Source organism: Rhodococcus sp. IEGM 1406 (genome assembly GCF_030056745.1).
GTDB classification, from domain to species: domain Bacteria; phylum Actinomycetota; class Actinomycetes; order Mycobacteriales; family Mycobacteriaceae; genus Rhodococcus_F; species Rhodococcus_F erythropolis.
In genome coordinates, this window is record NZ_JASHKO010000001.1 from 1,388,428 (window position 1) to 1,414,738 (window position 26,311).

A 26,311-nucleotide genomic window follows, 5' to 3' on the forward strand; every position below is an offset into this window, starting at 1 on the left:
AACTCGTGTTTATAGCGTACACAGTTCTAGGATGATGGCAAGAGTGAAGAGTGGGAGCTTATGGATCGCGGAGCGCTACCGAGAGCAGTTGAACTGGCCTGGGGACTGGACCAGCCGGGAACGCGGGGTCCCAAGAAGGGACTCAGTCTCGAGCAAATTCTCGACACCGCGATCGAGTTGGCCGACGCGGAAGGTGTCACGGCTCTGTCGATGGGCCGCGTGGCCAAAGCGCTCGGGTTCACGACCATGTCGCTCTACCGCTACGTGGCAAGCAAAGACGAACTGATCGAACTGATTTCGGATCGGGTGATCGGGCCACCGCCGGTGATTCCCGACGGCGTGACCTGGCGCGTCAAGCTCGAGGCGTGGGCGAATCAGGAGTATGCCACGATGCTGAGTCGACCGTGGTGGCTCAAGCTGCCCATCACGGCTCCACCGACCGGGCCCAACAACATGGCGTGGCTCGACGCGGGTCTGAGCGCCCTCGACGGTGTCGCTCTGAGTGCCGCGTCGAAGTTCCAGGTGGTGACCAACGTGTCGTTGTTCGTCATCGGCCGCGCCCGATTCTCGGCTGACCTGGCTACTCGTTCAGCGCAGTCGGAAGATGACGACGTCGCATACGGTGCTCTCATTGCTCGTGTCATCAATCGGGAGGAATTCCCCCACCTGAGTGCCGCAATCGAGGAGGGCGGCTTCGAGGACGGCAGCCCGGAGGGTGAGGCCGCCGGCGACGATGCCTTCGATTTCAGTTTCTCGCTTGGCTTACTGCTCGACGGAATCGAGAAGCTGGTGCAGCGGTCAGGACACCAGCGCGGTGGCACTGACGTCGTCGATGATCAGGTCGGTGATCAGCCCGCCCCGTAGTGCGCCCTCCAGCGCGGGCAGTTTTGCTGTTCCGGCGACGATGCACACGCGCCTGGCGACCTTCTCGAAAAGGTCCAGTCGTGGGCCGCTCGCGCGCTCGTTGAGTTCGATTCCGCGGTAGCTCCCGTCTGACCGGAAGAACACGGTTGCGATGTCGCCGACTACTCCGTCGCGTCGAAGTGCTTCTGCTTCATCGGGTTCGAGGTATCCGGCGGTGTAGACGTGACTCGGGACGTTGCCGCCCGGTACGCCGATGCTGAAGACTGCCAGGTCCATTCGCTTTTGCATGTCCAGTACGCGTTTGATACTTCGTTCGCGCCACAACTGCTCCCGGGTCTCCGGGTAGTCGAAGAATGCGGGGACCGGAAATCCTTGGGGGAGAGCGCCGTAGGCGTCGGCGATGGTTCTGATGATGTCGCTGGCGTACGAGATTCCGGTGGTGCGAGTATTCGCGGCGCCGTTGAGTTGCACGACGTACGAGTTGTACGTGCGTTTGGGGGCAAGGTGCTTGCTGACTTCACTGAGAGTGGTTCCCCAGGCGATCCCCATCACCATGTCGCTGTCGAAGAACGACGCGAGCAGGCGTCCGGCAAAGGTTGCGACCTTCTCTAGTCGCTCGAGATCGCCCACCAGTTCCGGCACCGTCACCACGTGGGCACGCACTCCGTACCGTTCCGAGAACTCGCGTTCGATGCGAGGGGCCTGGCCGTGCGGGGTGCTGATCTTGATCTCGACGAGGCCTGAGGTGCGCGCGTAGGTGATCAATCGGGAGACGGTGGATCGGGACACCCCCATGTCGCGGCCGATGGCAGCCATGGTCTGGTCCTGGAAGTAATAGAGGCGTGCGGCCTGAACGGCGTCGGCGATGCGAGGGTCCGCCGGATCGGAGGTAGCGGAGTCGGAAGTGGGAGTTTCCATGGGTTCGTCCTGTCTGCACGTACGTGCAAGAGCACTGAACCGAATCTTATCCGAGTAGAACCAGGTTGAGCCGCTCGATCACGCAAAGTCCCAGAAGTGTGTCTGTTACCCGCGTTACGGTGCGCAAATGACGCATTTGCACATATGTGCACGAGCTATGCGTGAATGTGCAATCGGCTTTACGCTACGGGTGCAGCAATCCAAACTATGACATGCATCACAACGAAGTGAGGGTGGGGATGGAGAAAGCCAAGCGATTGGGGCTTCCAGGCGAGTTGGCAGCCGAGTTCGCCGGAACGATGATCTTGATCTTGTTCGGCGTCGGAGTTGTGGCGCAGGTTGTGTCCGGCGGGAGCGGTGGGGGTCTCGGCGGACACGACAGTATTGCGTGGGCCTGGGGACTCGGCGTCATGTTCGGCATCTATGTCGCAGGCCGGGTGACGGGTGCTCATCTGAACCCCGCAGTGACCTTCGCCTTCGCGATCTTCCGGGGATTCTCCTGGCGCAAGGTGCTGCCGCACACCCTGGCGCAGACCGCTGGAGCCTTTGTCGCCGCGTTGATAGTCCGGTGGAATTACAACGACATGCTCAATGCGATCGATCCCGGACACACAACCGCCACCCAGACGATCTTCTCGACGATGCCCGGAAACGGAACGCTTCCGGTCAGTCTCGGCTCGGCTCTGATCGATCAGATCATCGGCACCGCCATCCTGTTGTTCCTCATCGTTGCAGTCACCGATTCTCGTGGAACTCCGCCGCTCGCGAATCTCGCGCCGTTTGTCGTCGGATTGATCGTGGTGGGAATCGGATTCGCCTGGGCGACCAACGCGGGGTACGCCATCAACCCGGCGCGCGACTTCGGGCCACGACTGGCGTCCTTCATCACCGGCTACGGCAGCGCCTGGCGAGATCAGTACGGGAGCTTGTATTTCTGGGTGCCCATCGTGGGACCCCTGATCGGCGCTCCGATCGGAGTGTTCCTCTACGACAAGCTGGTTGGAAGATTCCTGCCTGACGACGAGTCGGCGGAGGAAGCGACCGAAGAGCCGGCGTCGATACCGGCGTGACCGCGAAACATTATCTCTGACAGTCAATCTCTCGTACTTTCTTTCGATACCAAAGGGGTAGCACGATGACGCAGTTCGTAGCCGCGATAGACCAGGGAACCACCTCCACACGTTGCATGATCTTCGATCACAGTGGGCACGTAGTCGCTGTCGAACAGCACGAGCACACACAGATCTTTCCGCAGGCAGGCTGGGTCGAACACGATCCGATCGAAATTTGGGACAACGTCCGCAACGTCACCGCGGGCGCTTTGGCAAACGCAGACCTGACCGCGGCCGATATCGCGTCCGTCGGCATCACCAATCAGCGTGAGACAGCGGTGGTGTGGGAACGCGCCACCGGAAAACCCGTCTACAACGCAATCGTCTGGCAGGACACACGCACCGATCGAATCTGTACTGCACTCGCCGGCGAGGACGGGCCGAAGAAGTACACCGAAGTCACCGGATTGCCTTTGGCCACGTACTTCTCGGGTCCCAAGGTCAAGTGGATTCTCGACAACGTCGAGGGGGCGCGTGAGAAGGCCGAAGCAGGAGAGTTGTGCTTCGGCACGATGGACACCTGGGTGCTGTGGAACATGACCGGCGGCGTCGACGGCGGAGTGCACGCAACCGACCCCACCAATGCGTCGCGCACCCTGTTGATGGATCTCGACACTCTCGCTTGGGATTCGGCGATCTGCGCCGACATGGGCATCCCCGAATCGATGCTCCCCGAGATTCGCAGCTCGTCCGAAACTTTCGGATTCGTGCGCGAACGCGGAACGTTGTCCGGCGTGCCGATCGCCGGAATCCTCGGTGATCAGCAAGCAGCGACTTTCGGTCAGGCCTGCCTCTCACCCGGAGAAGCGAAGAACACCTACGGAACCGGCAACTTCGTGCTCCTCAACACCGGCACCGAAAAGGTGATGAGCAAGAACGGTTTGTTGACTACGGTCTGCTACAAGATCGGTGAGCAGCCAACGGTTTACGCGCTGGAAGGATCGATCGCCGTGACCGGTTCGCTGGTCCAGTGGCTTCGGGACAACCTCGGCATGATCGACAACGCGGCCGACATCGAGGTCAATGCGCGCTCTGTGGACGACAACGGTGGCGCGTACTTCGTGCCTGCGTTCTCGGGTCTGTTCGCACCGCACTGGCGCGCGGATGCCCGCGGTGCCATCGTCGGTCTGACCCGGTTCGTGAACAAGGGGCACCTTGCCCGGGCGGTACTCGAAGCGACTGCGTACCAAAGCCGTGAGGTGATCGAGGCGATGAACCTCGACTCGGGCGTCGACTTGAAGGTACTCAAGGTCGACGGCGGAATGGTCGCGAACGAACTCCTCATGCAATTCCAGGCCGATCTGCTCGACGTCGAGGTGATCCGCCCTGTCGTTGCGGAGACCACGGCATTGGGCGCTGCGTACGCCGCTGGTCTCGCGGTCGGGTACTGGGAGAGCGAGGACGACATTCGCAGCAACTGGGCGAAGGACAAGAGCTGGACGCCGTCGATGGATTCGGCCGAGCGTGAGCGGCTGTACGCAGGCTGGCAGAAAGCCGTCACTCGGACACTCGACTGGGTCGACGCAGACTGATAGCGGCGCCCGAATTTCTACCTATTTTCAAGTGAAGGAACCCTTTTCATGAGCACAGCACAAGCATTGAGTCCGTCCTCGCGGGCGGAGTCGCTGAAGAAGTTGGAAGAAACCGAACTCGACGTCCTGGTCATCGGCGGTGGCGTGGTCGGCGCGGGTAGCGCGCTCGATGCCGCAACTCGTGGTCTGAAGGTGGGCTTGGTGGAGGCTCGTGACTTCGCGTCCGGAACCTCGAGCAGGTCCAGCAAGTTGTTCCACGGCGGACTGCGTTACCTGGAGCAGTTCAATTTTGCGCTCGTGTTCGAGGCACTGCGTGAGCGGTCGCTGGTTCTGAACTCGCTGTGCCCGCATCTCGCGAAGCCGGTGCCGTTCATCTACCCGCTCGAGAAGTTGATCGACCGGCCGTACGTCGGTCTGGGCATCGGCGTCTACGACGTGATGGGCGCAGGCCGCGGGGTTCCCTCACACCACAAGCATGTGGGAAAGAAGAAGACTCTCGAGTCGTTCCCTTCCGGAAAGCGCTCTGCTATCAGGGGTTCGGTCAAGTTCTACGAGGGCCAGGTAGATGACGCCCGCCACACGATGATGCTGGCGCGCACAGCAGCCGAATACGGCGCACTGTGCGTGAACAGCACCCGCGTAATCGGTTTTCTCCGTGAGGAGGACCGCGTTGTCGGAGTGAAGGCAGTGGATCTGGAAACGGGTCGCGCGTTCGAGATCCGTGCTCGTCAGGTCATCAACGCCGCCGGGGTCTGGACCGACGAGATCCAGGAAATGGTCGGTGGGCGAGGGCAATTCCAGGTTCGCGCTTCGAAAGGTGTGCACCTGGTCGTCCCGCGAAACCGCATCAACTCCTCTACCGGAATCATCACGCGGACCGAGAAGAGTCTGCTGTTCGTGATCCCGTGGGGAAGCCACTGGATCATCGGTACGACGGACACCGACTGGAACCTCGACCTCGCGCATCCGGCAGCGAGCCGAAGCGATATCGACTACATCCTCGGACATGTCAACAAGCTGCTCCAGGACGAGTTGACGCACGAGGACGTTGTCGGTGTGTACGCGGGACTGCGTCCGTTGTTGTTCGGCGAATCGGACTCGACCAGCACTCTCTCGCGTGAGCACGCGGTGTCGAGTCCGGTTCGAGGGTTGACGGTGGTCGCCGGTGGCAAGTACACGACCTACCGCGTGATGGCCAAGGACGCAGTCGATTCCGCGGTACACGGACTCGAACAGAAGGTGCCGAAGTCCTGCACCGAGCGTATCCAGCTGGTGGGTGCCGATGGCTATTTTGCCGCACACAACAATCGGCATCTCACCGCTGAGCGCACCGGGCTCCACGTTTCGACCATCGAGCACCTACTCGGGCGGTACGGCACTTTGGCTGACGAGTTGTTCGAACTCATCGAGGCGAGGCCTGAACTGGGGCAGCCGTTGGACTCCGCCACTGAGTACCTCAAGGCGGAGATTCACTACGCCGCGAGTCACGAGGGTGCGCAGCATCTCGACGACATCCTCACCCGTCGTACCCGCATCTCCATCGAGGTGACCGACCGCGGCGACGCGGCAGCCGCGGAAGTAGCCGAACTGGTTGCGCCGGTGCTGGGTTGGACTCCCGAGCACATTGCCGAGGAGATCGAACACTACCGGTTGCGTGTTGCAGCCGAGCGGGAATCGCAGGAGCAGCCCGATGACCTGACCGCTGATGCGGCGCGCCTTGGTGCACCGGACGTTCGCACCGGAGTCACTGTCGGACAGGTTTGAACCTGAGACACCACTGATCGGCCGGGGCACTGCGTCCCGGCCGATCGGCCGAACTGGCTCGGTGTCAAGCGAACTCGTCTGGCGGGCATTCGGGGAGGTCGATCGTCACCACAGCGCCGCCGTTCGGATGGTTCGAGAAGTTGATACGAGCGCCGATGACCGCCGCTTGCCCGACTACGATCGTCAAGCCGAGGCCCAGGCCCGAGTTCGGGCCGCGTTCGACGCAATCGGTCTGAAATCTCTTCGGCCCCTGACGAAGCCACTCTTCAGTGAACCCGCTGCCCCGATCCCGCACCGTGATGCGGGAGTGGTCGACGTCGACATTGATCGGCGGCTTTCCGTGATTTCGAGCATTCAAGATCAGGTTGGCGATGATCCGCTCGAGCCGACGTGCGTCGGTGTGCGACACAGGGGTCCCGTGAACTCTCACTTCGCACTCCACCCCGGTGGTGGAAATCGCGTGGTGAACCACCGGTGCCAGTTCCACCGATTGGATGTCAGCCTGCTCGGACGTGGTGTCGAGGCGGGCCACTTCGATGACGTCCTCGGCAAGCCTCCTGAGTTTATGGACGCCGTCGCGCACCAATTCGGTAGGCCTACCTGGCGGCAGAAGCTCTGCGGCGCCGACCAGTCCGGAGATGGGTGTTCTGAGATCATGCGCGATGTTGGCTGTCACGCGCTTCTCGGCGTCCAATTGTCCCCGCAGCGCATCCGACATTGCGTCGACCGCATCCGCCAGCTCGGTGATCTCGTCGTCGAAAAGCGACCAGGTGACCGAGCGGACGCGGATGTTCGCTCCGGTGGACACTTTGCGAGCCGCACGGGCGGCCGAGCGCAATCGATACGACATCGCGAGTCCAAGCAGCACACCCAGGACGGCACCCGCTGCGATCACTGCGATGGTGGCGTTGCGAAGTGTCCGATCGACGCTGGCGATCGATTCCCGCTGCGCGGTGTACGGGACGCGAATCGCCACCACCTGAGTGTTGACGTCGGCAGCAGCCCAGACAAATGGCTGGTCCCCGCTGTTGACAAGGTAGGTGGCACGTTTGCCGCCCGCCACGGCCTGACGCAACTCTTCCGGAACGTCGAGACCATCTGTGGTGGCGCGGAACAGCGCACGCATGCTGCCCGTTTCGTCCTGCAACACCAGTTGGAGATTGCGATCAGCTGCCGCCCGCGCTGCATCCTCTTGGTTGTGTGAAAAGGTTTGATGCATCACGGTACTGAGCGTGATCGAGGCGACGGCAATCACGAACGTGATCGCTGCAGCGATCTTCCACTGAAACGACAACCGCCTCCCGGTGGACGGGAGCTTGGCGGCGAGATCCCGCGATCTCACCGATGGTTGTCCATCGTGTAGCCGAACCCCCGGACGGTTCGGATCTGTTCGGAGCCGATCTTCGTGCGCAATCGCTGAACGTGAACGTCGACGATGCGCGTATCGCCGCCCCAGTCGTAATCCCAGACGTCCGAGAGCAGTTCGGAGCGAGACCAGACTTTGCGCGGCACACTCACCATGACCAGGAGCAGCTTCATTTCAGTGGGGGTGAGTGCCACTTCGGCGCCCGAACGCGTGACGGTCACCAACTCGCGATCGATCTCCAGATCGCCGAGAGTCACGATGTCTTTCTCCGTACCGGAATGGGATTCGACCCGCCGGAGCACACTTCGGATACGGGCCACGAGGACACCGCTGTCGAAGGGCTTGGTGACGTAGTCGTCGGCACCGGCTTCCAATCCGAGAACGATGTCGACCGGGTCGTCGCGCGCGGACAGCATGATGACCGGCACCGACAGTTCCTCACGAATGCGTCGGCACAGGCTGATTCCGTTCAGGTCGGGAAGCATCACGTCGAGGACGGCGATATCCGGCTTGGCGTCGACCGCCAAATCCATTCCGGTCAACCCACCCGACGCGGTGATCACCCGAAACCCGTTGCGTTCGAGATTCAATTGCGTTGCTTCGCGGATGACAGCGTCGTCTTCGACCAGCAAAATCAACGGATCGGTCATCGGCCTTCGCTTTCATGGGAACGGAACACTCTCAAACCCTTCACCGGTCCACTTGTATGCAGTCGACGATTGACAGAACTCCGGAATGCCGGGGTCTTTGCACAGGTCGACCATGACCGACAATCCTCCGGTTGAGCCGACGACGTAGCGTCCTGGGTCTTGCACTCCGAAGACTTTGTGAGCGCCCGATTCGTCGATCTGGTAGACGAATCCGGCGACCATGAAGCTGACCGGTGGGGCCGGTCGTCCCCAGATGCCGACAGACTCGCAGGTGAAGACATTGACGACGGCATCTTGCCAAACGGCGTCCGTCACGTGGGAGTACCGGATTTCGAAGGGGAAGTTCGCATCCCCGCACAGTCGGAGACTGTCCTTGACCGCATCGGACACTTCCGGGTCTGCTCTGAGGAGGGCAACAGGATCGATGCTCAAGCCCTGTGAGAGATCCGAGGGGTCGAGTGATGCTGCGATATTCGGAGTGGGTTCTGATTCAGGCTCGGTGGAACAGGAGGCGAGAGCAAACGCGACCGGCAGGCAAAGACCGGCGAGCATCGCGCGGCGACGGCGATCAATCACGGATGAACTCCGTTCCATCCCAGTGGAACTCGGTTCGCAGCGGCGGACGCGGGCAACATTCGAACTCCGGTGGTCGCGGATCCGTTTCCAGGACAGACAAACTCGCGGCGCGCTGACCGCTGACGATGAATTTTCCGCGCTCTTCGACGGAGAACAGGCGCTCACCCAGTTCGGGATTGTCTTCACTCGAACCGGCCTTGCCGCTGCGGTAGACGTAGCCGGCGAGGTTGACCGAAATCGATACTCCGGTCCCGGGTTGGTGGGCAGGTTGGCACGGATACACATTCATGACGACCAGTTCGGTCTCCGGCACGATACGAGGTGCGCCTGGATCGAGAAGGATGGATCCGACAGAGATCGGATACCAGTCCGGGCACGATCGGAGTTCTGTCTTCACGCCCTCCGACACCCTTGGGTCGTCGAGAAGCGCACGGCCCAACCTCGAATTCTCGGCAACCCGTCTGGCCAGGTCGGCGGGCTGTGTGACGGACAATCCGGTGGAAGCGACATCGCCTTCGATCACAACACCCTGAGTGGACCCGCATCCGGTGATCACGGACGCTCCGACGGCCGCTGTCGCGAGTGCCGTACCGAACAGCCTGCGAGTGCGGCCTGTTCGGCCCTCGCAGATCTCATTCCGATACAACACTTTCCCCTCCCCGGCCGGTGCGAACTGTCTCATCGGCATGCGCACTTTTCATAGGATCACACGTGATCTCGATATCGGCGTTTCGCCACCCACCGTTACGTAATCGTATGAATGTCGGGACCGTTGAGAGTTGGTACGCGACCGCCGGAATTCTGTTACGAAACCGATGGAATCAGGCTTTTAGAGTGAGTCACGTCGATGTTCGCCATTTGAGGTGAACGGACCCGAATTTCTGTATCGAGGAGCGTGAGAGCACATGCCTGATGTTTTGCTGACCAACAAGTCTCGGCGCCTGCGAGTGTTCCTTGCCGTACTGACGATCGGAAGCGCGTGCGCCATGACCGCGTGTTCGAGTGAAGACACCACTGCACCTGAAAACGGTTCGACGGCTACGTCAGTGGTCGCGGCGTCCGCGACCACACCCCCGCTGACCACGGTGGCACCTACGTCGGAGACAGTCGAAAATTCGAATTCGGCCGGCAGCGCGGACGAATCCACCCCGGGAGTCCCGGCGGGTGGAGCAGCACCGGCCTGGACGCCGGTCTCGGCCAGCACAGTTGCCCCTGCGGCCCCTGGTCCGGCTACCGGGTCGACCAAGTGCACCGATCAGATCAACTATGCGGGCGATCCTCGTTCGAATGCAGAGATCAACAGCATCGGAGAGCAGATGGGTTCATGCCCGGCCCCGCTCCCATCCGGTGCCGTCGAACCCCCCGAGAAGTGCACTGACCAGATCAACTACGGCGCTGACCCTCGTTCCAACGCCGAGATCAACATCATCGGGGAACAAACCGGGATCTGCCCCGAGCCGATACGCCCCTAGCGAGCTCGAAACCTGAGCAGTAGTCGGGAATTCGACCAAGGGTGGAACCAGGGGGAGATCGGAATGACAAGCAGGGCAGGTGGACGTTCGATCGACGGTGTTGCCGACGATGCGTCCCGAGGGGATCGTGACGCGATTGCGGAACTCCTTCAACGCATCGTGCCTCTGGTGACGCGGCGCTGTCGTGCCGAATTGCGACCGGTCGACGCTGACCGTATTGCCGTCGGCATTTGCGGTTCCGTCCTGGCCGATATCCAGCGACGACGACGCGCCGGAGAAGCGTTCCTCGCGCATCTGTACGACGCGATCAGTCGCGAAATCGATTCGCTACCCGCATCCAGTCGACTCACTCTGCCGTTCGGCGATCTGTCGGCCGTCGAACGCAATGTCTTGGTAGCTCGCATCGTTGTCGGTTTCGACGTGCGCGAGACGGCGCTGTCACTGAGAACAACAACGAGCGCCGTCGAACTCGTACAACACCGCGCGCTGTCCAAGATCAGACGCGGCAGCCTCAGCGGCGCCTGAGTCAACGCTCGAAAGTCAACAGCTGCAACCCTTCGCAACTCCCGGCAACCTCACGCAACTCTTTCTCTTCGCCCGTGACCTACACGACACTGCATGGCGACGAGTGATCGAGAACGAGGAGTGTGACGGTGGTTCAACGGACGGCGCAGAAGCCGGCAACGTCAGGATCGAAAAAGACCGGGGCCAAGCCTCATTCAGGGCTGGACCGGGATGCATTGCTGAAGGCGTACGAGAAGATGTCGCGCATCCGCGCGTTCGAGGATCGATTGCACGAAGAGAATGCAACCGGTGACATCCCCGGCTTCATTCACCTCTACTCGGGCCAGGAAGCCATCGCGGTGGGAGTGTGCGAGAACCTGAGCGACGCCGACTACATCGGATCCACTCACCGCGGTCACGGGCACTGCATCGCCAAGGGCTGCGATCTGAACGGCATGATGGCCGAGATCTTCGGCAAGGACGACGGCTTGTGCCGCGGTAAGGGTGGGTCGATGCACATCGCCGACCTGTCCGTGGGAATGCTGGGTGCCAATGCGATTGTCGGCGGAGCACCGTCGTTGGCGATCGGCGCTGCACTGAGTGGCAAGACACTTCGAAACGGCGTCATCGCAGCGTCGTTCACGGGAGACGGTGGATCCAACCAGGGAACCGTCTTCGAGGCGATGAACATGGCTGTGGTGCTGGATCTTCCGATCGTCTTCGTGATCGAGAACAACGGATTCGGTGAAGCAACAGGAACCGACTACGCGGTGGGCGCACCCGACATCGCCGCCCGCGCTGCATCCTTCGGAATGCCTGCCGTCAAGGTGGACGGCACCGACTTCTTCGCGGTCTACGACGCAATGGCGGAAGCATCCGAGCGAGCCAGGACCGGCGGTGGCCCCACCACGATCGAGGCGGCCGCATTCCGTTGGCACGGCCACTTCGAGGGTGACGCGCAGCTGTATCGCACGGCGGAACAGGTTGCGCAACTGCGGGAAACCGAGGATCCGCTCAAGAATTTCCGTAGCAGTGTGGATGCGAAGAAGGTCAGCACCGCTGATCTGGACGCGGTGGACGAGCAGTCGCGAGTGCTGGTGGACGAGGCGGTGGCGAAGGCGCGCGCCGCAGCGTACCCACCAGTCGAAAATCTGCTGACCGATGTCTACGTGTCGTACTGAGGAGCCCGAGATGACAAGCGTGGAAGCCGAGAACGTGTCGAAGAAGACCTACCGCGAGGCCGTCAAAGAGGCCATCGCTCAAGAAATGCAACGAGATCCGAGCGTCGTCCTGATCGGTGAGGACGTACGCGGTGGGCATGCCGGTACCAATCCCGATCTGGAGACGAAGAAGATCGAGGCATTCGGCGGTGTCCTGGGTGTCACCAAGGGATTGTGGACGGAGTTCGGATCGGAGCGTGTAATCGATACCCCGATCACCGAATCCGCGATCATCGGAATGGCTGCCGGAGCCGCACTGACCGGGCTGAGGCCGGTCGCCGAGCTGATGTTCATGGACTTCTTCGGAGTCTCCTACGACGCGCTCTACAACCAGGCTGCCAAGTTCCGCTACATGTTCGGTGGCAAAGCCAGAACTCCGCTGGTGGTGCGAGGCATGATCGGCGCCGGCTTCTCCGCCGCTGCGCAGCACTCTCAGTCTCCGTACAACGTGTTTGCCGCGGTGCCTGGCCTGAAAGTGGTCGCGCCGTCCAACGCCTACGACGCCAAAGGCCTTCTCATCCAGGCCATCCGGGACGACGATCCTGTTGTGTTCTGCGAGCACAAGGTGCTCTACGACCTCAAGGGCGAGGTGCCGGACGAGCCGTACGCGATTCCGTTCGGCGTCGCCAACTACACCAGGCAGGGCGACGACGTCACGATCATCGCTTTGTCCGCAATGGTGAACCGTGCCAACGACGTAGCGGACAAGCTGGCCGCCGAGGGTATTTCGGTCGAGGTCGTCGATCCTCGTACCGTCTCACCATTGGACGAGGACGGCATCCTCGAATCCGTCGCATCGACCGGGCGCGTCGTGATCGTCGACGAATCCGCCGCCCGCTGCGGTTTCGGGCACGACGTGGCCGCGCTGATCGCCACCAAGGGATTCAACTACCTGAAAGCGCCGATCGAACTGATCACGCCGCCACATACTCCGGTTCCGTTCTCACCGACCCTCGAAACTGCCTGGCTGCCTGACGTTGCGCGCATCGAAGAGTCGGTTCGCAAGCTGGTGAGAGCCTGATCATGGCTGACATCAAAGCTATCGACATCCCCAAATGGGGGCTCTCCATGGAGGAGGGGTTGGTCAACGCGTGGCTCATCGAGGAAGGTGACTCGTTCACCAAGGGCCAGTTGATCTGTGAGATCGAGACCAGCAAGATCACCAACGAACTGGAGGCGCCGTTCGACGGTGTTCTCCGCAAGATCGTCGGCATACCGGGGCAGACTCTGCCCGTCGGTGCCGTGATCGGTGTGTCCGCCGATGCGTCCACGACGGATGCGGAGATCGAGCAGTTCCTCGCCGCTCGCGGCGCAACCGCGCCGGCGGAAGAGCCGGCACCGTCACCAGCTGCCGAACCGGAGGCTCCCGCGACACCTACGGCTACACCCGCTGCGAAGGTGGTTGTTGCAGCGAAACCTGCACCAACCGGTTCCACCGTCGTACCGAGTGTTCTGCAGGGCACGACGCAGAGCGACGTGTTTGCGAGTCCTCGAGCACTCCGACGTGCCGAAGCGCTCGGAATCGATCTCGCCGCCGTAGTGGGTACCGGCCCACTCGGGCGGATCAGTGTCCGAGACATCGACGACGCGATTCGTGACGCCGGTGGCACTGTTGCGACAGCAGCGCCGGCCACGAGATCCGGCCTCCCGCTGCGATCAACCGCCGACGACAGTGCCGTGCCTGCCACCCCAGTCGCACGCAGAACTGCCCGATCGCTGGGCGTCAACCTGCACGACTGTCGTCCGACAGGCTCGCGGGGACGCGTCTGCGTCGCCGACGTGCACGACGCCGCTCGTTCCGCGCAGCTCCTGCCTGAGGTGGCGGCTCAGACGGGAACCATTGCCGTCGAACCCGAGTACGACACAATTCCGTTCACGCCCATGCGATCGGAAATCGCGGGCAGGTTGCAGGCGTCCAAGCAGCAGGCTCCCCATTTCCGGCTCACGGCGGATCTCGAGCTCGATGCGCTCCTAGCTCTGCGCAAGGAGATCAATTCGACTGTCCCGGCGGTCAAGCTGTCGGTCAACGACTTCATCGTGAAGGCCTGCGCGGCTGCGCTGATGAAGGTGCCGGACGTGAACGTCCAATTCGATGCAGCGAACGAATCGGTTCTTCGATTCGCGTCGGCGGATGTCTCGGTGGCAGTTGCACTTCCGACCGGACTGATCACGCCCATCGTGCGTGGCGCGAACACCAAGTCGTTGGCGGACATCTCCGGTGAGGTGCTCTCGTTGGCCACCAAGGCGAAGACCGGCAAACTCCGTCCCGAAGAATTCCAAGGCGGAACGTTCACGGTGTCCAACCTCGGCATGTTCGGGATCAAGGCATTCGACGCGATCATCAACCCGCCCCAGGGAGCGATCCTGGCCGTAGGTGCGGGGGAGAAGCGGGCCGTGGTGGTCGGCGACAGTGTTTCCGTCCGGACCGTGATGACCGTGACCCTCTCGTGCGATCACCGGGTGATCGACGGAGCCTTGGGCGCGACCTTCCTTCGGGAGCTCCAGCGCTTTGTCGCTTCTCCCGCGCTGATGTTGGTGTAAGGGGCTGTGGTGGAAAGCAATACGTCGAAGAAGTACGACGTTCTTGTCATCGGTGGTGGCCCCGGTGGTTACGTGGCGGCGATCCGGGCCGCCCAGTTGGGGTTGAACGTTGCGCTGGTAGAACGTGATCGCCTCGGCGGCATCTGCCTCAACTGGGGTTGTATCCCCACCAAAGCGATGCTTCACGGCGCGGACGTCGCGCATACCTTGAGCGAACTCGACAAATACGGATTCAGTTCGGCGTCTGTCCAGTTCGACATCTCGAAGTTGGTGTCGTTCAGCCGAGGGGTTTCGGAGAAATTGTCCGGCGGTGTTGCCTACCTGATGAAGAAGAACGGCGTAGACGTCATCTCAGGCACCGCGAAGTTGGTGGACAAGGGCGTCGTGTCCGTGGAAGGTCAGACGTATCGAGCCGACCACGTGATCATTGCAACCGGCGCCCGGCCGCGTTCGATTCCCGGGGTTGCCCCCGACGGTGATCGGGTGTGGACCTACTTCGAGGCGCTCGTCCCGAAGGAACTACCGAAGTCGCTGCTCGTGATCGGGTCCGGCGCGATCGGAGTCGAATTCGCCAGCCTGTACCGCGATCTCGGCACCGAGGTGACCATTGTCGAGATGGCACCACACATCATGCCGGTCGAGGACGAAGAGATTTCGGCGTTCGTTCGCAAGCAGTTCGAGAAGCGTGGCATCACGATTCACACCGGAGCCTCGGTGTCGGCGGTGACCGTCGGCGCCGACGCCGTCGAAGTGAACGTGCAGACGAGCGACGGTGTCCAGGCGGTGACCGTGGACCGGGTGTTGGTGGCTGCCGGGATCACCGGCAACGTCGAGGATCTGGGGTTGGAGGCTCTGGGCGTCGAGATCGAGCGTGGTGCGATCGTCACCGACCAGTGGTGCCGTACCAGTGCCTTCGGGATCTACGCAATCGGTGACGTGGCGGGCGCTCCATGTCTGGCGCACAAGGCAAGTCACGAAGCTGTCCTGTGCGTCGAAAAGCTGGCAGGCGTGCCCGATGTTCATCCGCTCGATCGCGACTACGTTCCGGGATGCACGTATGCCCGCCCGCAGGTGGCGAGTCTGGGTCTGACGGAGAAGCAGTGCACCGGTACTGGTCGCACGCTGCGGGTCGGACACTTCGACCTGCAGGCGAACGGCAAGGCATTGGCGATCGGCGAGGCCGAAGGCTTCGTCAAGACGATCTTCGACGCCGATACCGGGGAACTGCTCGGCGCGCACATGGTCGGTCCGGATGTGACCGAGCAGATCCAGGGTTTCGGTATCGCCCGATCCCTCGAAGCCACCGGCGATGATCTCGCCGAGGTCGTGTTTGCTCATCCGACGCTCTCGGAGGCAATGCACGAGTCTGTGCTCTCGGCACTGGGGAGACCCCTCAACGCATGAGCACAGTCCGCGTGCGTGAACGTCGTCCTACGTTCACGCACGCGGACAACTCTGCAACCGGGTGCAACGCTCGCTTTCGATGACCCCATCACATAGGACTGGAGTGTGATCGGCGCAACGAATCGACTCGAACCGGCCCTGGGTAGTGGTGAAGACCCGGCGCAGTACGCACGTGTTCTCGAATCCGTGTACGAAGCAACGATGTCCGGGCGCAAACCGCCCGCGCGCCCGCGCTCCGTGATCGCCGATTCGTGGTCGCGTCTGCGCGCCCTCGGTCTCGATCCGGAGCGGTGTTCGATCACGAAGACCACTCGTGCCTCGGAGATCGAAGAGAGTCGGGGTGCGGCCGGAATGACGGAGATCTTCGACGAGGCGGTACGCGGTCTGGCACCGCTCGTCGGCCCGGACGACGCGAATTTGATCGTGGTGGCGGACCGACAGGGTCGCATTCTCTGGCGCCACGGGCCCGGTCGAATGCTGGATCGGGCCGAACGCCTCGGGATGATCGAGGGTGCGTCGTGGACCGAGGAAGCTGTCGGTACCAACGGGATCGGTACTTCGTTGGCATCAGGTTCGGCAGTGCAGGTGTTCTCGGCCGAGCACTACTCGCGCTCGCAGCATCCGTGGACTTGCTCCGGGGCGACGGTTCGGGATCCGCGTAGTCGCCGGGCGCTCGCCGTCGTCAACGTCGCCGGCGCCGCAGGCACTGTCCACCCGTCGACTCTCGCTTTGGTGGACAGTGTGGCCAGGCTGGCGGAATCCGCACTGCGGGAGAAGCATCGAATCGGATTGGATCGGCTTCGGATGATCTCGGCGTCGACGCTGGCTCGCGCGAGTCAGCCGACAATGGTTGTGGACCGTAGTGGCTGGGTTGCTGCGGTGGACTCGATGGCGCCGATCTACCGAATTGCACTACCGAAAGCGATGAGCAGCGGCGAGCATTGGCTCCCGTCACTCGGATTGTGTATGTGCGAGCCACTGCCGGGCGGCTGGCTCATCCGTCCTCAGGTGAACCCGGCGTCTGGAAATGTCTGTGCCGAAGTCGAATTGGACCTGCGAGATCCGAATGCGATGGAACTGCGGTACTCCTCGGACTTGGGAGGTTGGAGTATCGACCTCAGCCCGCGCCATTCGCAGATCCTCCTGGCTCTGACACAGGCGCCCGAGGGTCTCACGGCCTCGCAGCTCGCCTCAGAGTTGTTCGGCGATCCGCGTAAGTCGGTGACCGTCCGGGCCGAGATGTCGAGGTTGCGTAAGCGATTGGCTGGAATCGTGCTGGCTCAGCCCTATCGCTTCGACCCGGCGGTGCGGGTAAAAATCGTCCCTGCTGTGCGCCTTTATTAACCGCGGGGGGTTAATAAAGGCGCACAGCAGAGCGGCGCGAACGCCGCACCTGCGCATACTCGTAGCCGTTCTGCCAGGTCACGGTGGCCACCAGCACCCAGATGATCCACGTGGCGCTCATGTGCGTGCCGACAATGCCCATGACGATGGGGATGGCGGTGCAGGGGAGCGCCCAGCCGAGCAGCCACCGTCGGTCCGATCGCGCAAACAGCCCCGCCACGGTGCTGATTCCGAAATAGACTGCGATGCTTCCGCACAACAACCACCGCAGGTTCGCGGGTGTGTGTTCCGCGCCGTGTTCGGTTGCCGCTCCGAGTCCTGCGACCAGAACCGCGATAGCGCCGGTGGTGAAACAGTGCAGTGCCATGTCGATGCGAGCGGGAAACTTCTCGGGCTGCAGGTGCGGAACACCGGCGTGGCCGTAGAGAAGCGAGAGTGCCCACATACCCGAGAGCAGGACAAACGATCCGACTGCGAGGCTGACGACCGTGGAGTCCCAGGTGAGCTTCGAGGCCGCAGAGATCACGAGGATCACACCCTCGCCCAATACGATGATGACGTACAGGCCCAGCCGCTCGGCAAGATGAGCCCGATCGGAGTGCAGGGCTTCGAGTTCGGGCATCCGGTCGTCCTTGAACCCGCGAACCTTGATGATGCGGTCGAGCTTTTCCTGCGCGTCTTCCATGATCGCGCTGCCGGAGACGACGAACATGATCAGCAGATCGATGGTCACACCGGCAGTCCAGAGCCAGAACCGAGTTTCACCCTCGAACCAGAACGAGACGATCCACGGGATCACACCGAGAGACATCTGGGCGATCGGCCAGTCCACGACGATCTGGCCGTTGTGCCACACCCGACTCGCGAGCAGACGTACGGCCACGTAGGCGACAGCGAAGGCCAGCGCATGGTTGTCGTGGATGCCGGCCACGGCCGCCATCATGACTGCCAGTCCGAACATGGCGATCAGCATGCTCGGGATTCGGACGCGGTCGCCGGCAACGTTGCCGTACATCGTGAACGTCGCCCATGCGGTCCAGAACGCGAGATAGAGCAAGGCGTAGAGCGCGACATCCGACCACGACGGCGAACCGTGGAGCAGGTGAGCCAGCTGACCGATACCGGCTACCACGACCAGGTCGAAGAACAATTCGATCCATGACGCGTGTCGCTCGAGCACCGCCTTCTGCTTCGAGTCTGGTTCATTTCCGAGTTCCGACATAAAGCTCAGTATCGGTTATCGGCATCAACAGTGCTGGTAGGCAGCGAAGTTGTCCGTTTTTTTGAAGTAGTGCTTATGCTGTCCGCGCTCACGCGCATGCCGTCAGGGAGGGGCAGGCTCCCATCTGGATCGTGTGCACCGTGGACGCCGTCGTGGACGGTGGTGATCACAAGATCGTGACAGGATCGGTGGACGACGCCTGGCACTGCGAGGCGAATCCACTGACCTATCACCGGCGTGTATTCGGTACGCACTCACCGTCGTGAGTGATCCAGGAAAGGAAAGCCATGTATGTACTGGTGGACAACGGCCGCGTCAGCGTCCGCGATGTGGACAACCTGAAGGCCTTTCACGTCGAGGTGACCGGCGACATCGCCGATTCCGAACTGGACGAGCTCTTGCGCCTTCGGAATTACGGATACGTCAGCGGCGGAAGTGCATTCATCTCGGTAGCCCGTGTTCGCGAGAGCACCACTGACGTCGACGGAGTGGCGGCGATGGTCGACTACGCCCAAAGCAAGGGCTGGGTCGACGACGACGGTGAAGCGTTGCAGGCCCACATCGTTCGCCGGCAGTAGCGGGAACGCTCAGACCATGTCGTTCTTCTGCAGCCATCGCAGGGTCGGCCAGCCGCAGAACACCGGGAGCCAGCAGGTCAGGACTCGGTAGAGCAGAACCGACGGCACAGCGATGCTTGCCGGCAATCCGAACGCGGACAGGCCACCGATGAGGGCGGCCTCGACGGCTCCGACGCCACCCGGTGTCGGAGCTGCCGAGGCGAGGGTTCCACCGATCATCGTCACGATGGTCACGGTGATGAACGTCGTTCCGCCGCCGAATGCCTCGACGCTTGCCCACAGAGCCAGGGCGGCACCGAGAGTTGTTGCAGCGCTGCCGCCCACGATGATGAGGAATCGGGTCGGGTTTCGTGCGAGTTGGCTCAGTTCACCCAACACCTCGGTGATCTGAGGACGCAGATCGTCGCGCAGCCACCCACGAAGTTTCGGAATGAACATGAATGCACCGAGAACTCCGAGCGCGACGCCACCCGCCAGATACAGAACAGTGGATCCCGGGATGAAGTGCGAGAGGTTTGTATCGCGTCCGGCGACGATCGAGAAGAAGATCAGCAAGCCGACGTGGGTGACCACCTGAACCGTCTGTTGAAGCGCGACTGCGGCCGTTGCACGGACGGTACCAAGCCCGCCCTTCTGCAGGAACCGCACACTCAGGGCGAGCCCGCCGACTCCGGCCGGAGTAGTCGTCGCGGCAAAGGTGTTGGCCACCTGCATGATCAGGAGGTTGCGGTAACTGACCATCGACGACGCACAGGCCCACAGGGCCGCTGCCGCGCCGACGTACGTCAGTGCGGAGACGCCGAGGCCGAGCAGTGCCCACCACCAGTTGGCTGTCTTCAACTCCGTGATGAATGCGGGTACCTGGCTGATGAACGGATAGGCGACGTAGACCAATCCGATGAGCAGAACGAGCTGGATCAGTTGATTGCGACTGAACCGGGTGACCTGTGCGGGAGCGACCTTTTCGATCCCGTTCTTCGCGCCGACCTCGTCTCGGATCTCGGTCATCAATTTTGCGGAATCCTCGGCGGTCCGCCGAATTCGGTTGGGCAACGCCGAGGTGGTCAATCGGCCGGAGGCAGCGAGAATCGTGTCTGCGCCTTGCGCACGAATCGCGGCGTCCACCGCTGCGTCGACGCCGAACAGTGATGCGGTGGCAAAAAGAAGTTGGGCGTTGTCGGACTGCATCTGAACTTCGGTGGCGCCGAATTCGGAGTACGCGTAGCCGCCGAAGAGGATCGTTCCGCCCTCGACGCGAATCTCGGAAGCGCGCAGGTCACCGTGCGCCATCTGATGTACGTGAATGGTGTGCAGTGTTTGCCACAACGCGTCGATCAGTTTGGAGGATTCTTCCTCGTCCGCCTGGTTTTCGACGGCGACGGCAAGTGGGATACCGCGGGGGCTCGGGCGGGCGTACATCTCCCATCCGCGATCGAGCACCGAGATGGCGACGGCTTTGGAACTGGCCAGACCGATGTCGGCGAACGCGATACCCATCAGCGCGCGATGTTCGACGGCGCGCCGAAGCGATCCGTAAGGGGGAGGAGTTTCACGGTTCCGGAACGAGATCCAGCGGAACGTCTGTCGAATTGCTCCGCTGCTTCGCTGGTTCTGTCCGTACAACTCGACAATCAGTTCGTCGAACGGTTCGTCGTCCGGAGCCTTGTCGATGTCGGCGGACATGACCAGCGGGCCGATTCCCGAGGGACTCACGACGCGGAAAGCGGTGACGCGGTAACCACGCCGCGCGAGCACGCGTACTGCAGAGTCCAACGGCACTTCGAGGGCAGGTGTGCCGACGGCAAGAACGATCACCGCGCCGATCAGATAGCCGACGGCGAGACCCAGCATCGATCGGGCGGGAACGATCGAGCTGACGATCAGGTGAATGGGCGCAAACAGCAGAAGCAGCGTCCACCAGGCTCGTCGCCACTTTTTCGGTAGCCACGGACCCGAGACGGTGAGCACCGCCGCGAGCATCGCAATCCACCGCGGATCGTCGAGAAATTGGGACAGGAACGTGGCGTCGAGTCGGTCGGGGACGTCGAGGTGCCACTTGGGTGCGGCGAGTCCTGTACCGGTGAACGACAGCGCGAGTCCGGCGCACAGGCCGGCAGCGGCGTATCCGGCCAGCAACTTCCATCGGCGCCCCACGATGAGCCCGATCAGAATGGCAAACGGTAGCGCCAGGATTGCGATGCCGTAGAGGAGGTACACAGTGTCGGACAGGCTCGGCGACAGCACTCCGACGATGTTGGACACCGACGTTTCGAGGGCGTCCCACTGACTTCGGGTGATCAGAGAGCCCGCGATGACGCCGCCGAGCAGCACGGCAGCGATCGCGACCCGCATGATGTCGCTCGTACGGCGGTGCAGTGGTGGCAGGAGGCTTCCCGTTACCGGGATCTCCCGTCCGTCTACTCGCATCTCGCCAGAACTCTCTTCTCTCGGGGGTTACCGACCGTCTCAGTTACCTCGATCAAGGTACCGCGTGGGGGTTCGGCGCCTGGGAAGCCGGACCTGTCGTTACCTCCTCGATGCCAAGCAACATTCGCTTCGGCCCCGCGGCGGAGGGCTTCGGCGCGTAAAATTCACTTTCCGGACGTTCGTTCATTTCGACGACAGGGAGTGCGTATTCATGAGCCCCGACTCCAGCGGTGTGGACGGTCGGGTTCCTGACCTGCCGACCCCGTCGACCAGAATTTCCGTCACCGAGGACTATGCGGCCGAGATCGACGAGCTCTCGAGTCTCAAGCACAAGCTCGGCGGACTCGAGCCCTCAGAGTTCGCGGATGCCTGGAAGCAGGGCTATCCGTACGAGAAGAAAATGTCGCGCCGCGAGTACGAGCGGAAGAAGCGGCGTCTGCAGATCGAGTTGCTCAAGCTGCAGCTGTGGGTCAAGGAAACCGGGCAGAAAGTGCTCATTATCTTCGAAGGTCGCGATGCTGCCGGTAAGGGCGGGTCGATCAAGAGGTTCACCGAGCATCTCAATCCTCGTGGTGCCCGGGTCGTCGCGCTCGAGAAGCCCACAGACATCGAGCGAACGCAGTGGTACTTCCAGCGGTATGTCGCACACCTACCCAGCGGCGGCGAGATCGTGATGATGGACCGGTCCTGGTACAACCGCGCCGGTGTCGAACGAGTGATGGGTTACTGCACGCCGACTCAGTACCTCGAGTTCATGAGAGAGACCCCGGACTTCGAGCGGATGCTCGTCAACTCCGGGATCCATCTGCACAAGCTGTGGTTCTCGGTCAGCCGGGAAGAGCAGTTGGCGCGATTCGCAGCCCGTCGAACAGACCCGGTGCGTCAGTGGAAGCTCTCACCGACTGATCTGGCTTCGCTCGACAAGTGGGACGACTACACGCAGGCCAAGGAAGCGATGTTCTTCTACACCGATACCGGGGATGCGCCCTGGACGGTGATCAAGAGCAACGACAAGAAGCGCGCCCGCCTCGAAGCGATGCGTCACGTGCTCGCCAGCTTCGACTATCCCAACAAGGATCACCGGGCAGTCGGTACTCCGGATCCCTTGATCGTCGGGCCTGCTTCGGCCGTATTCGAAGAGGGCGAGCACGTGAACGTGGAGTTGCCTCAGCTCTAGCGCAGATGATCGCTCAGATCGAACTGGCCTCTGCCCACAGATTGATGCCGCTGTCCTTTGCGTGCTGATCTATGGAGGCCAGTTCGGCTGCGCTGAATTCGAGATTGTCGAGCGCGCCGACGTTGGCTTCGAGTTGGGCGACGCTGGATGCACCGATCAATACCGAGGTGACCCGCGAATCGCGGAGTGCCCAGCTCAGTGCCAGCTGAGCCAGCGACTGGCCGCGGTCTGCCGCGATGTCGTTGAGCGCGCGGATGTGGGTGAGAGCGTCGTCGGTCAACCACGACGGATCGAGTGACTTACCTTGGGCGGCGCGAGAATTCTCGGGGACGCCGTTCAGATACCGGTCGGTGAGCATGCCTTGCGCGAGCGGCGAGAACGCGATGACGCCCACTCCGAGATCGTCGACAGCCGAAAGCAGGTCCTGCTCGATCCACCGATTCAGCATCGAATAGCTCGGCTGGTGGATCAACAAAGGGACCCCCGCAGCGGCGAGCAGTGCGGCGATTTCACGGGTGCGCTCCGGCGAATACGAACTGATACCCGCGTACAGCGCCTTGCCCTGCTGAACGGCACTGATCAGCGCGCCTGCGGTCTCGTCGATCGGAGTCTCGGCGTCGGGGCGATGGCTGTAGAAGATGTCGACGTAATCGACTCCGAGTCGGCCGAGCGACTGGTCGAGCGATGACAGCAAGTACTTGCGGGAACCGCCGAACCCGTAAGGACCGGGCCACATGTCCCACCCGGCCTTCGACGAGATGACCAATTCCTCGCGGTACGAAGAGAAATCCTCACGCAGGATCCTGCCGAAGTTCGTCTCGGCGCTTCCGTACGGCGGCCCGTAGTTGTTGGCCAGATCGAAGTGCGTGATTCCGAGGTCGAATGCCCGCCGCAGGACTGCGCGCTGGTTCTCGATCGGTACGTCGTCGCCGAAGTTGTGCCAGAGCCCGAGCGAGATCGCCGGGAGTTTGAGACCGCTCCGACCGGTTCGGCGGTAGGGCATGGCTTCGTAGCGGTCCTGCGCGGCGACGTACTGATCGGACATGGTGCCTGCCTTCACATCGTTGTGGTTGAGCATTTACTCCCGACCATTATCGCCGACGGCATTCAGGTGTGCTGAACACTCGGGCGACCCGTACGAAAATGCTTGCGGGTTAAAGCAATTCGATCGCTCTTCTGGACCGACGTTCAGGTTCGAGTCACAGTGCCGGGCGGCGGTGACGTCGACCACGTCTGGGTTCGCATCTAAGGGAACAGTAAGGAATCGCGGTTACCATGGTCACAGTCGATCGGCGATACCGATCGCCGATTCGCTTCGAACATGTTGCCCAGCAGCCGGATCCGGGGTCCGGCGAGGAGATCTATGTCGACGCAGTCCGTAGTGCACGCACAATCATCCGCAGACGAAGCCGTCGTGGGGGATTCGTCTCCGCCGGGTGGTGGAAGCCGGCGTTATCTCGAGCAACTGATCAGATACGACGTGCCGGCGTCGCTGGTCGTCTTCCTGGTGGCGCTTCCCCTGTCCTTGGGAATTGCTATCGCCTCCGGGGCACCGATCATGGCAGGTCTGATCGCCGCCATCGTCGGCGGAGTAGTGGCCGGAGCGGTGGGAGGTTCACCGCTGCAAGTCAGTGGTCCCGCAGCCGGCCTGACCGTGGTGGTCGCCGAACTGATCGGCAAGTTCGGGTGGAAAGTCACCTGCCTGATCACCGTCGGCGCCGGAATTCTGCAGATCGTGTTCGGGCTCAGCCGAATTGCCCGTGCGGCACTGGCTATTGCGCCGGTGGTGGTGCATGCGATGCTCGCCGGTATCGGCATCACCATTGCGCTACAACAGGTTCACGTGTTGTTGGGCGGAAGCTCGGCCAGTTCGGCGCTGGACAATCTACGGCAGTTGCCCGCACAGATCGGTGCCCTGCACGTCGAGGACTTGATGATCGGACTCGTTGTCATCGCCACTCTTCTCGGGTGGCGCTATCTCCCCGCGGGCGTCCGGAAGGTGCCGGCGGCATTGGTCGGCATCGTATTGGCAACTCTCGCTTCGCTCCTGCTGCCGATCGACGTCGAACGTATTGCTCTCGACGGGTCCCTGCTGGACTCGATCGGACTTCCCGCTCTGCCCGACGGCCAGTGGCTCGGCGTCGCAACCGGCATCCTGACCATCGCCCTGATCGCCAGCGTCGAGAGTCTGCTCTCGGCCGTGGCTGTGGACAAGATGCACTCGGGCCCGCGCTCGAACTTCGATCGCGAGATGCTCGGCCAAGGTACTGCGAACATGGTGTCCGGGGCGATTGGCGGCCTGCCCGTCACGGGTGTGATCGTACGCAGCGCCACCAATGTCGAAGCCGGGGCGAAGTCCCGTGCGTCGTCGATCATGCACGGCCTGTGGATTCTGCTGTTCTCGGCTGCGCTCGCCGGGTTGGTGCAGCAGATTCCGAAGTCTGCGCTTGCCGGACTGTTGATCGTCATCGGCATTCAACTGGTCAAGCTGGCGCACATTCGGTTGGCGCGACGGACCGGTGATCTGTGGGTGTACGGCATCACGGTGGTCGGCGTCGTGTTCTTGAACCTGCTCGAGGGCGTGCTGATCGGATTGGCGTTGGCGATCGCCCTCCTGGTGTGGCGTGTCATCCGCGCATCGGTCACGGCAGAAGAGTTGGGTGACAAGGATTCCGGGAAGTGGCGGGTGCTGGTCGAAGGGTCGTGCACCTTCCTGGTGCTGCCCAAGCTCACCTCGGTACTCGCCGGCATCCCGCCGCGGTCCGACGTCACCGTCGAGTTGTCCGTCGACTTCCTCGACCATGCCGTCTTCGACGTCATCGAAGAGTGGGCGAGGCAGTACGAGTTGGCAGGTGGTTCGGTGATCATCGACGAAGTTGGCTCGGTGAGTATGGAGAGCGCGACCACCGGTCCGCCGAAGCGCGGCGCCGCAGTCACCGACCTGCGCGGATTGCTCGCTCCGTGGGGTAGTTGGCAACCACAGGCTTCGGGAAGGAATCTGAGCAGCCCGCCAGCCTTGCGACCCATTCTCGACGGGGTGTCCAACTATCATCGCCATCGCGCCGAAGCGATACGGCCGCACATGGATCAGTTGCGCGACGGCCAGAATCCCGACTCTCTTTTCCTTACCTGCGCAGATTCGCGAGTGGTGCCGAACATCATCACGAGCAGTGGCCCAGGTGACCTGTTCACTGTGCGCAACGTCGGAAACTTGGTTCCTGCCGGCGGCCGCGATACGTCGGTGGAAGCGGCACTGGCCTTCGGGATCGACGAGTTGGGTGTCAGTTCGGTGATCGTGTGCGGACACTCGGGTTGCGGCGCGATGCAGGCACTCCTGACGAACAGTTCGTCGGAAGCGGGAGTTGTCGGTGAGTGGTTGAGGCATGCGGAGACGAGCTTGCAGGCATATACGAGTGGCCATCCGGTGGCGCGTGCTGCGGCCGAGGCGGGTTTCTCGGAGGTCGATCAGCTCGGAATGGTCAATGTTGCAGTCCAATTGCAGACTCTCGAACGCCATCCTCTGGTCGGTCAGGCCCGTGTGGACGGTCGCCTGCGTATCGCCGGACTGTTCTTCGACATCGGCTCGGCTCGGGTCATCGAAGTGACAGCGTCAGGGATCGGCGAGTTGATCGAGACCTGA

23 protein-coding genes are annotated in these 26,311 nt (G+C 62.2%); 15 read left to right on the top strand and 8 right to left on the bottom strand.

Annotated features, from left to right (window positions below):
• Window positions 1-60: 60 nt before the first annotated feature.
• Window positions 61-864, top strand: coding sequence for a TetR/AcrR family transcriptional regulator (locus QM596_RS06720; protein ID WP_019744910.1), 804 nt, complete (start codon window positions 61-63; stop codon window positions 862-864).
• On the opposite strand, the gene QM596_RS06725 is transcribed toward QM596_RS06720, so the two are convergent.
• Window positions 799-1,782, bottom strand: coding sequence for a sugar-binding transcriptional regulator (locus QM596_RS06725; RefSeq protein WP_007733475.1), 984 nt, complete (start codon window positions 1,780-1,782; stop codon window positions 799-801). The genes QM596_RS06720 and QM596_RS06725 overlap by 66 nt on opposite strands.
• 239 nt (window positions 1,783-2,021) lie before the next feature.
• Here QM596_RS06725 and QM596_RS06730 point away from each other — a divergent pair, with 239 nt between their 5' ends.
• The 3 genes from QM596_RS06730 to QM596_RS06740 all read left to right on the top strand — a co-directional run bounded on the left by QM596_RS06730 (window position 2,022) and on the right by QM596_RS06740 (window position 6,190).
• Complete coding sequence (locus QM596_RS06730) at window positions 2,022-2,852, top strand: MIP/aquaporin family protein (RefSeq protein WP_283308770.1); 831 nt, start codon at window positions 2,022-2,024, stop codon at window positions 2,850-2,852.
• A gap of 65 nt (window positions 2,853-2,917) precedes the next feature.
• The gene (gene glpK, locus QM596_RS06735; RefSeq protein ID WP_020908780.1) at window positions 2,918-4,426 is read left to right on the top strand and encodes a glycerol kinase GlpK; all 1,509 of its coding nucleotides are present in this window, start codon (window positions 2,918-2,920) and stop codon (window positions 4,424-4,426) included.
• Window positions 4,427-4,474: 48 nt separating this feature from the next.
• Window positions 4,475-6,190: a glycerol-3-phosphate dehydrogenase/oxidase gene (locus QM596_RS06740; protein ID WP_021332223.1), complete on the top strand. Its 1,716-nt coding sequence runs from the start codon at window positions 4,475-4,477 to the stop codon at window positions 6,188-6,190.
• Between the two features lie 64 nt (window positions 6,191-6,254).
• Here QM596_RS06740 and QM596_RS06745 read toward each other — a convergent pair whose 3' ends face one another.
• Genes QM596_RS06745 through QM596_RS06760 form a run of 4 tightly spaced genes read right to left on the bottom strand, consistent with a single transcriptional unit; the run spans window position 6,255 to window position 9,431 of the window.
• A complete protein-coding gene (locus QM596_RS06745; protein WP_019744906.1) occupies window positions 6,255-7,532 on the bottom strand; it encodes a sensor histidine kinase in 1,278 nt (425 codons plus the stop codon).
• On the bottom strand, window positions 7,529-8,206 hold the full coding sequence (locus QM596_RS06750) for a response regulator (protein ID WP_029256009.1): 678 nt from the start codon (window positions 8,204-8,206) through the stop codon (window positions 7,529-7,531). The genes QM596_RS06745 and QM596_RS06750 overlap by 4 nt, the downstream gene beginning before the upstream one ends.
• Before the next feature lie 12 nt (window positions 8,207-8,218).
• Window positions 8,219-8,782: a hypothetical protein gene (locus QM596_RS06755; protein ID WP_020970477.1), complete on the bottom strand. Its 564-nt coding sequence runs from the start codon at window positions 8,780-8,782 to the stop codon at window positions 8,219-8,221.
• Entirely contained in the window at window positions 8,775-9,431 is a 657-nt protein-coding gene (locus tag QM596_RS06760) for a hypothetical protein (protein ID WP_283308423.1), read from the bottom strand. The genes QM596_RS06755 and QM596_RS06760 overlap by 8 nt, the downstream gene beginning before the upstream one ends.
• 256 nt (window positions 9,432-9,687) lie before the next feature.
• On the opposite strand from QM596_RS06760, the gene QM596_RS06765 reads away from it, so the two are divergent.
• From QM596_RS06765 to QM596_RS06795, 7 genes are all read left to right on the top strand, one after another.
• A complete protein-coding gene (locus QM596_RS06765; RefSeq protein WP_020970475.1) occupies window positions 9,688-10,254 on the top strand; it encodes a hypothetical protein in 567 nt (188 codons plus the stop codon).
• Between the two features lie 63 nt (window positions 10,255-10,317).
• On the top strand, window positions 10,318-10,779 hold the full coding sequence (locus tag QM596_RS06770; protein ID WP_020970474.1) for an RNA polymerase sigma factor SigD: 462 nt from the start codon (window positions 10,318-10,320) through the stop codon (window positions 10,777-10,779).
• Between the two features lie 236 nt (window positions 10,780-11,015).
• Window positions 11,016-11,939 (top strand): thiamine pyrophosphate-dependent dehydrogenase E1 component subunit alpha, encoded by a 924-nt coding sequence (locus QM596_RS06775; protein WP_283308771.1) that lies wholly within the window; start codon window positions 11,016-11,018, stop codon window positions 11,937-11,939.
• Window positions 11,940-11,949: 10 nt separating this feature from the next.
• Window positions 11,950-12,999 carry an alpha-ketoacid dehydrogenase subunit beta gene (locus QM596_RS06780; RefSeq protein ID WP_060938164.1) on the top strand — a complete coding sequence of 350 codons (1,050 nt, stop codon included), beginning with the start codon at window positions 11,950-11,952 and terminating at the stop codon, window positions 12,997-12,999.
• A gap of 2 nt (window positions 13,000-13,001) precedes the next feature.
• On the top strand, window positions 13,002-14,519 hold the full coding sequence (locus QM596_RS06785; protein WP_283308424.1) for a dihydrolipoamide acetyltransferase family protein: 1,518 nt from the start codon (window positions 13,002-13,004) through the stop codon (window positions 14,517-14,519).
• 6 nt (window positions 14,520-14,525) lie between these two features.
• The gene (gene lpdA, locus QM596_RS06790) at window positions 14,526-15,923 is read left to right on the top strand and encodes a dihydrolipoyl dehydrogenase (RefSeq protein ID WP_349307320.1); all 1,398 of its coding nucleotides are present in this window, start codon (window positions 14,526-14,528) and stop codon (window positions 15,921-15,923) included.
• A 105-nt stretch (window positions 15,924-16,028) separates the two neighbouring features.
• Entirely contained in the window at window positions 16,029-17,267 is a 1,239-nt protein-coding gene (locus tag QM596_RS06795) for a helix-turn-helix domain-containing protein (RefSeq protein ID WP_283308426.1), read from the top strand.
• Between the two features lie 10 nt (window positions 17,268-17,277).
• Here the strand turns inward: QM596_RS06795 and QM596_RS06800 are convergent, their stop codons facing one another.
• On the bottom strand, window positions 17,278-18,489 hold the full coding sequence (locus QM596_RS06800) for a low temperature requirement protein A (RefSeq protein WP_080909115.1): 1,212 nt from the start codon (window positions 18,487-18,489) through the stop codon (window positions 17,278-17,280).
• A gap of 122 nt (window positions 18,490-18,611) precedes the next feature.
• Between QM596_RS06800 and QM596_RS06805 the strand changes: the two genes are divergently transcribed.
• The gene (locus tag QM596_RS06805; RefSeq protein WP_283308773.1) at window positions 18,612-18,755 is read left to right on the top strand and encodes a flavin reductase; all 144 of its coding nucleotides are present in this window, start codon (window positions 18,612-18,614) and stop codon (window positions 18,753-18,755) included.
• 21 nt (window positions 18,756-18,776) lie between these two features.
• Window positions 18,777-19,067, top strand: coding sequence for a Rossmann-fold NAD(P)-binding domain-containing protein (locus tag QM596_RS06810; protein ID WP_080909255.1), 291 nt, complete (start codon window positions 18,777-18,779; stop codon window positions 19,065-19,067).
• Between the two features lie 9 nt (window positions 19,068-19,076).
• On the opposite strand, the gene QM596_RS06815 is transcribed toward QM596_RS06810, so the two are convergent.
• A complete protein-coding gene (locus QM596_RS06815; RefSeq protein WP_019744892.1) occupies window positions 19,077-21,494 on the bottom strand; it encodes a lysylphosphatidylglycerol synthase transmembrane domain-containing protein in 2,418 nt (805 codons plus the stop codon).
• 211 nt (window positions 21,495-21,705) lie between these two features.
• Between QM596_RS06815 and ppk2 the strand changes: the two genes are divergently transcribed.
• Window positions 21,706-22,671 (top strand): polyphosphate kinase 2, encoded by a 966-nt coding sequence (gene ppk2 / locus QM596_RS06820; protein ID WP_020970466.1) that lies wholly within the window; start codon window positions 21,706-21,708, stop codon window positions 22,669-22,671.
• A gap of 13 nt (window positions 22,672-22,684) precedes the next feature.
• On the opposite strand, the gene mgrA is transcribed toward ppk2, so the two are convergent.
• Window positions 22,685-23,716 (bottom strand): L-glyceraldehyde 3-phosphate reductase, encoded by a 1,032-nt coding sequence (mgrA, locus tag QM596_RS06825; RefSeq protein ID WP_070796082.1) that lies wholly within the window; start codon window positions 23,714-23,716, stop codon window positions 22,685-22,687.
• Between the two features lie 318 nt (window positions 23,717-24,034).
• On the opposite strand from mgrA, the gene QM596_RS06830 reads away from it, so the two are divergent.
• The gene (locus tag QM596_RS06830) at window positions 24,035-26,311 is read left to right on the top strand and encodes a SulP family inorganic anion transporter (RefSeq protein WP_020908762.1); all 2,277 of its coding nucleotides are present in this window, start codon (window positions 24,035-24,037) and stop codon (window positions 26,309-26,311) included.

Bases quoted from the DNA above. Each gene is read 5' to 3' on its own strand.
- QM596_RS06720 (WP_019744910.1), top strand. From the start codon at position 61: ATGGATCGCGGAGCGCTACCGAGAGCAGTTGAACTGGCCTGGGGACTG.
- QM596_RS06725 (WP_007733475.1), bottom strand. From the start codon at position 1,782: ATGGAAACTCCCACTTCCGACTCCGCTACCTCCGATCCGGCGGACCCT.
- QM596_RS06730 (WP_283308770.1), top strand. From the start codon at position 2,022: ATGGAGAAAGCCAAGCGATTGGGGCTTCCAGGCGAGTTGGCAGCCGAG.
- glpK (WP_020908780.1), top strand. From the start codon at position 2,918: ATGACGCAGTTCGTAGCCGCGATAGACCAGGGAACCACCTCCACACGT.
- QM596_RS06740 (WP_021332223.1), top strand. From the start codon at position 4,475: ATGAGCACAGCACAAGCATTGAGTCCGTCCTCGCGGGCGGAGTCGCTG.
- QM596_RS06750 (WP_029256009.1), bottom strand. From the start codon at position 8,206: ATGACCGATCCGTTGATTTTGCTGGTCGAAGACGACGCTGTCATCCGC.
- QM596_RS06765 (WP_020970475.1), top strand. From the start codon at position 9,688: ATGCCTGATGTTTTGCTGACCAACAAGTCTCGGCGCCTGCGAGTGTTC.
- QM596_RS06770 (WP_020970474.1), top strand. From the start codon at position 10,318: ATGACAAGCAGGGCAGGTGGACGTTCGATCGACGGTGTTGCCGACGAT.
- QM596_RS06775 (WP_283308771.1), top strand. From the start codon at position 11,016: ATGTCGCGCATCCGCGCGTTCGAGGATCGATTGCACGAAGAGAATGCA.
- QM596_RS06780 (WP_060938164.1), top strand. From the start codon at position 11,950: ATGACAAGCGTGGAAGCCGAGAACGTGTCGAAGAAGACCTACCGCGAG.
- QM596_RS06785 (WP_283308424.1), top strand. From the start codon at position 13,002: ATGGCTGACATCAAAGCTATCGACATCCCCAAATGGGGGCTCTCCATG.
- QM596_RS06800 (WP_080909115.1), bottom strand. From the start codon at position 18,489: ATGTCGGAACTCGGAAATGAACCAGACTCGAAGCAGAAGGCGGTGCTC.
- QM596_RS06810 (WP_080909255.1), top strand. From the start codon at position 18,777: ATGTATGTACTGGTGGACAACGGCCGCGTCAGCGTCCGCGATGTGGAC.
- QM596_RS06815 (WP_019744892.1), bottom strand. From the start codon at position 21,494: ATGCGAGTAGACGGACGGGAGATCCCGGTAACGGGAAGCCTCCTGCCA.
- ppk2 (WP_020970466.1), top strand. From the start codon at position 21,706: ATGAGCCCCGACTCCAGCGGTGTGGACGGTCGGGTTCCTGACCTGCCG.
- mgrA (WP_070796082.1), bottom strand. From the start codon at position 23,716: ATGTCCGATCAGTACGTCGCCGCGCAGGACCGCTACGAAGCCATGCCC.
- QM596_RS06830 (WP_020908762.1), top strand. From the start codon at position 24,035: ATGTCGACGCAGTCCGTAGTGCACGCACAATCATCCGCAGACGAAGCC.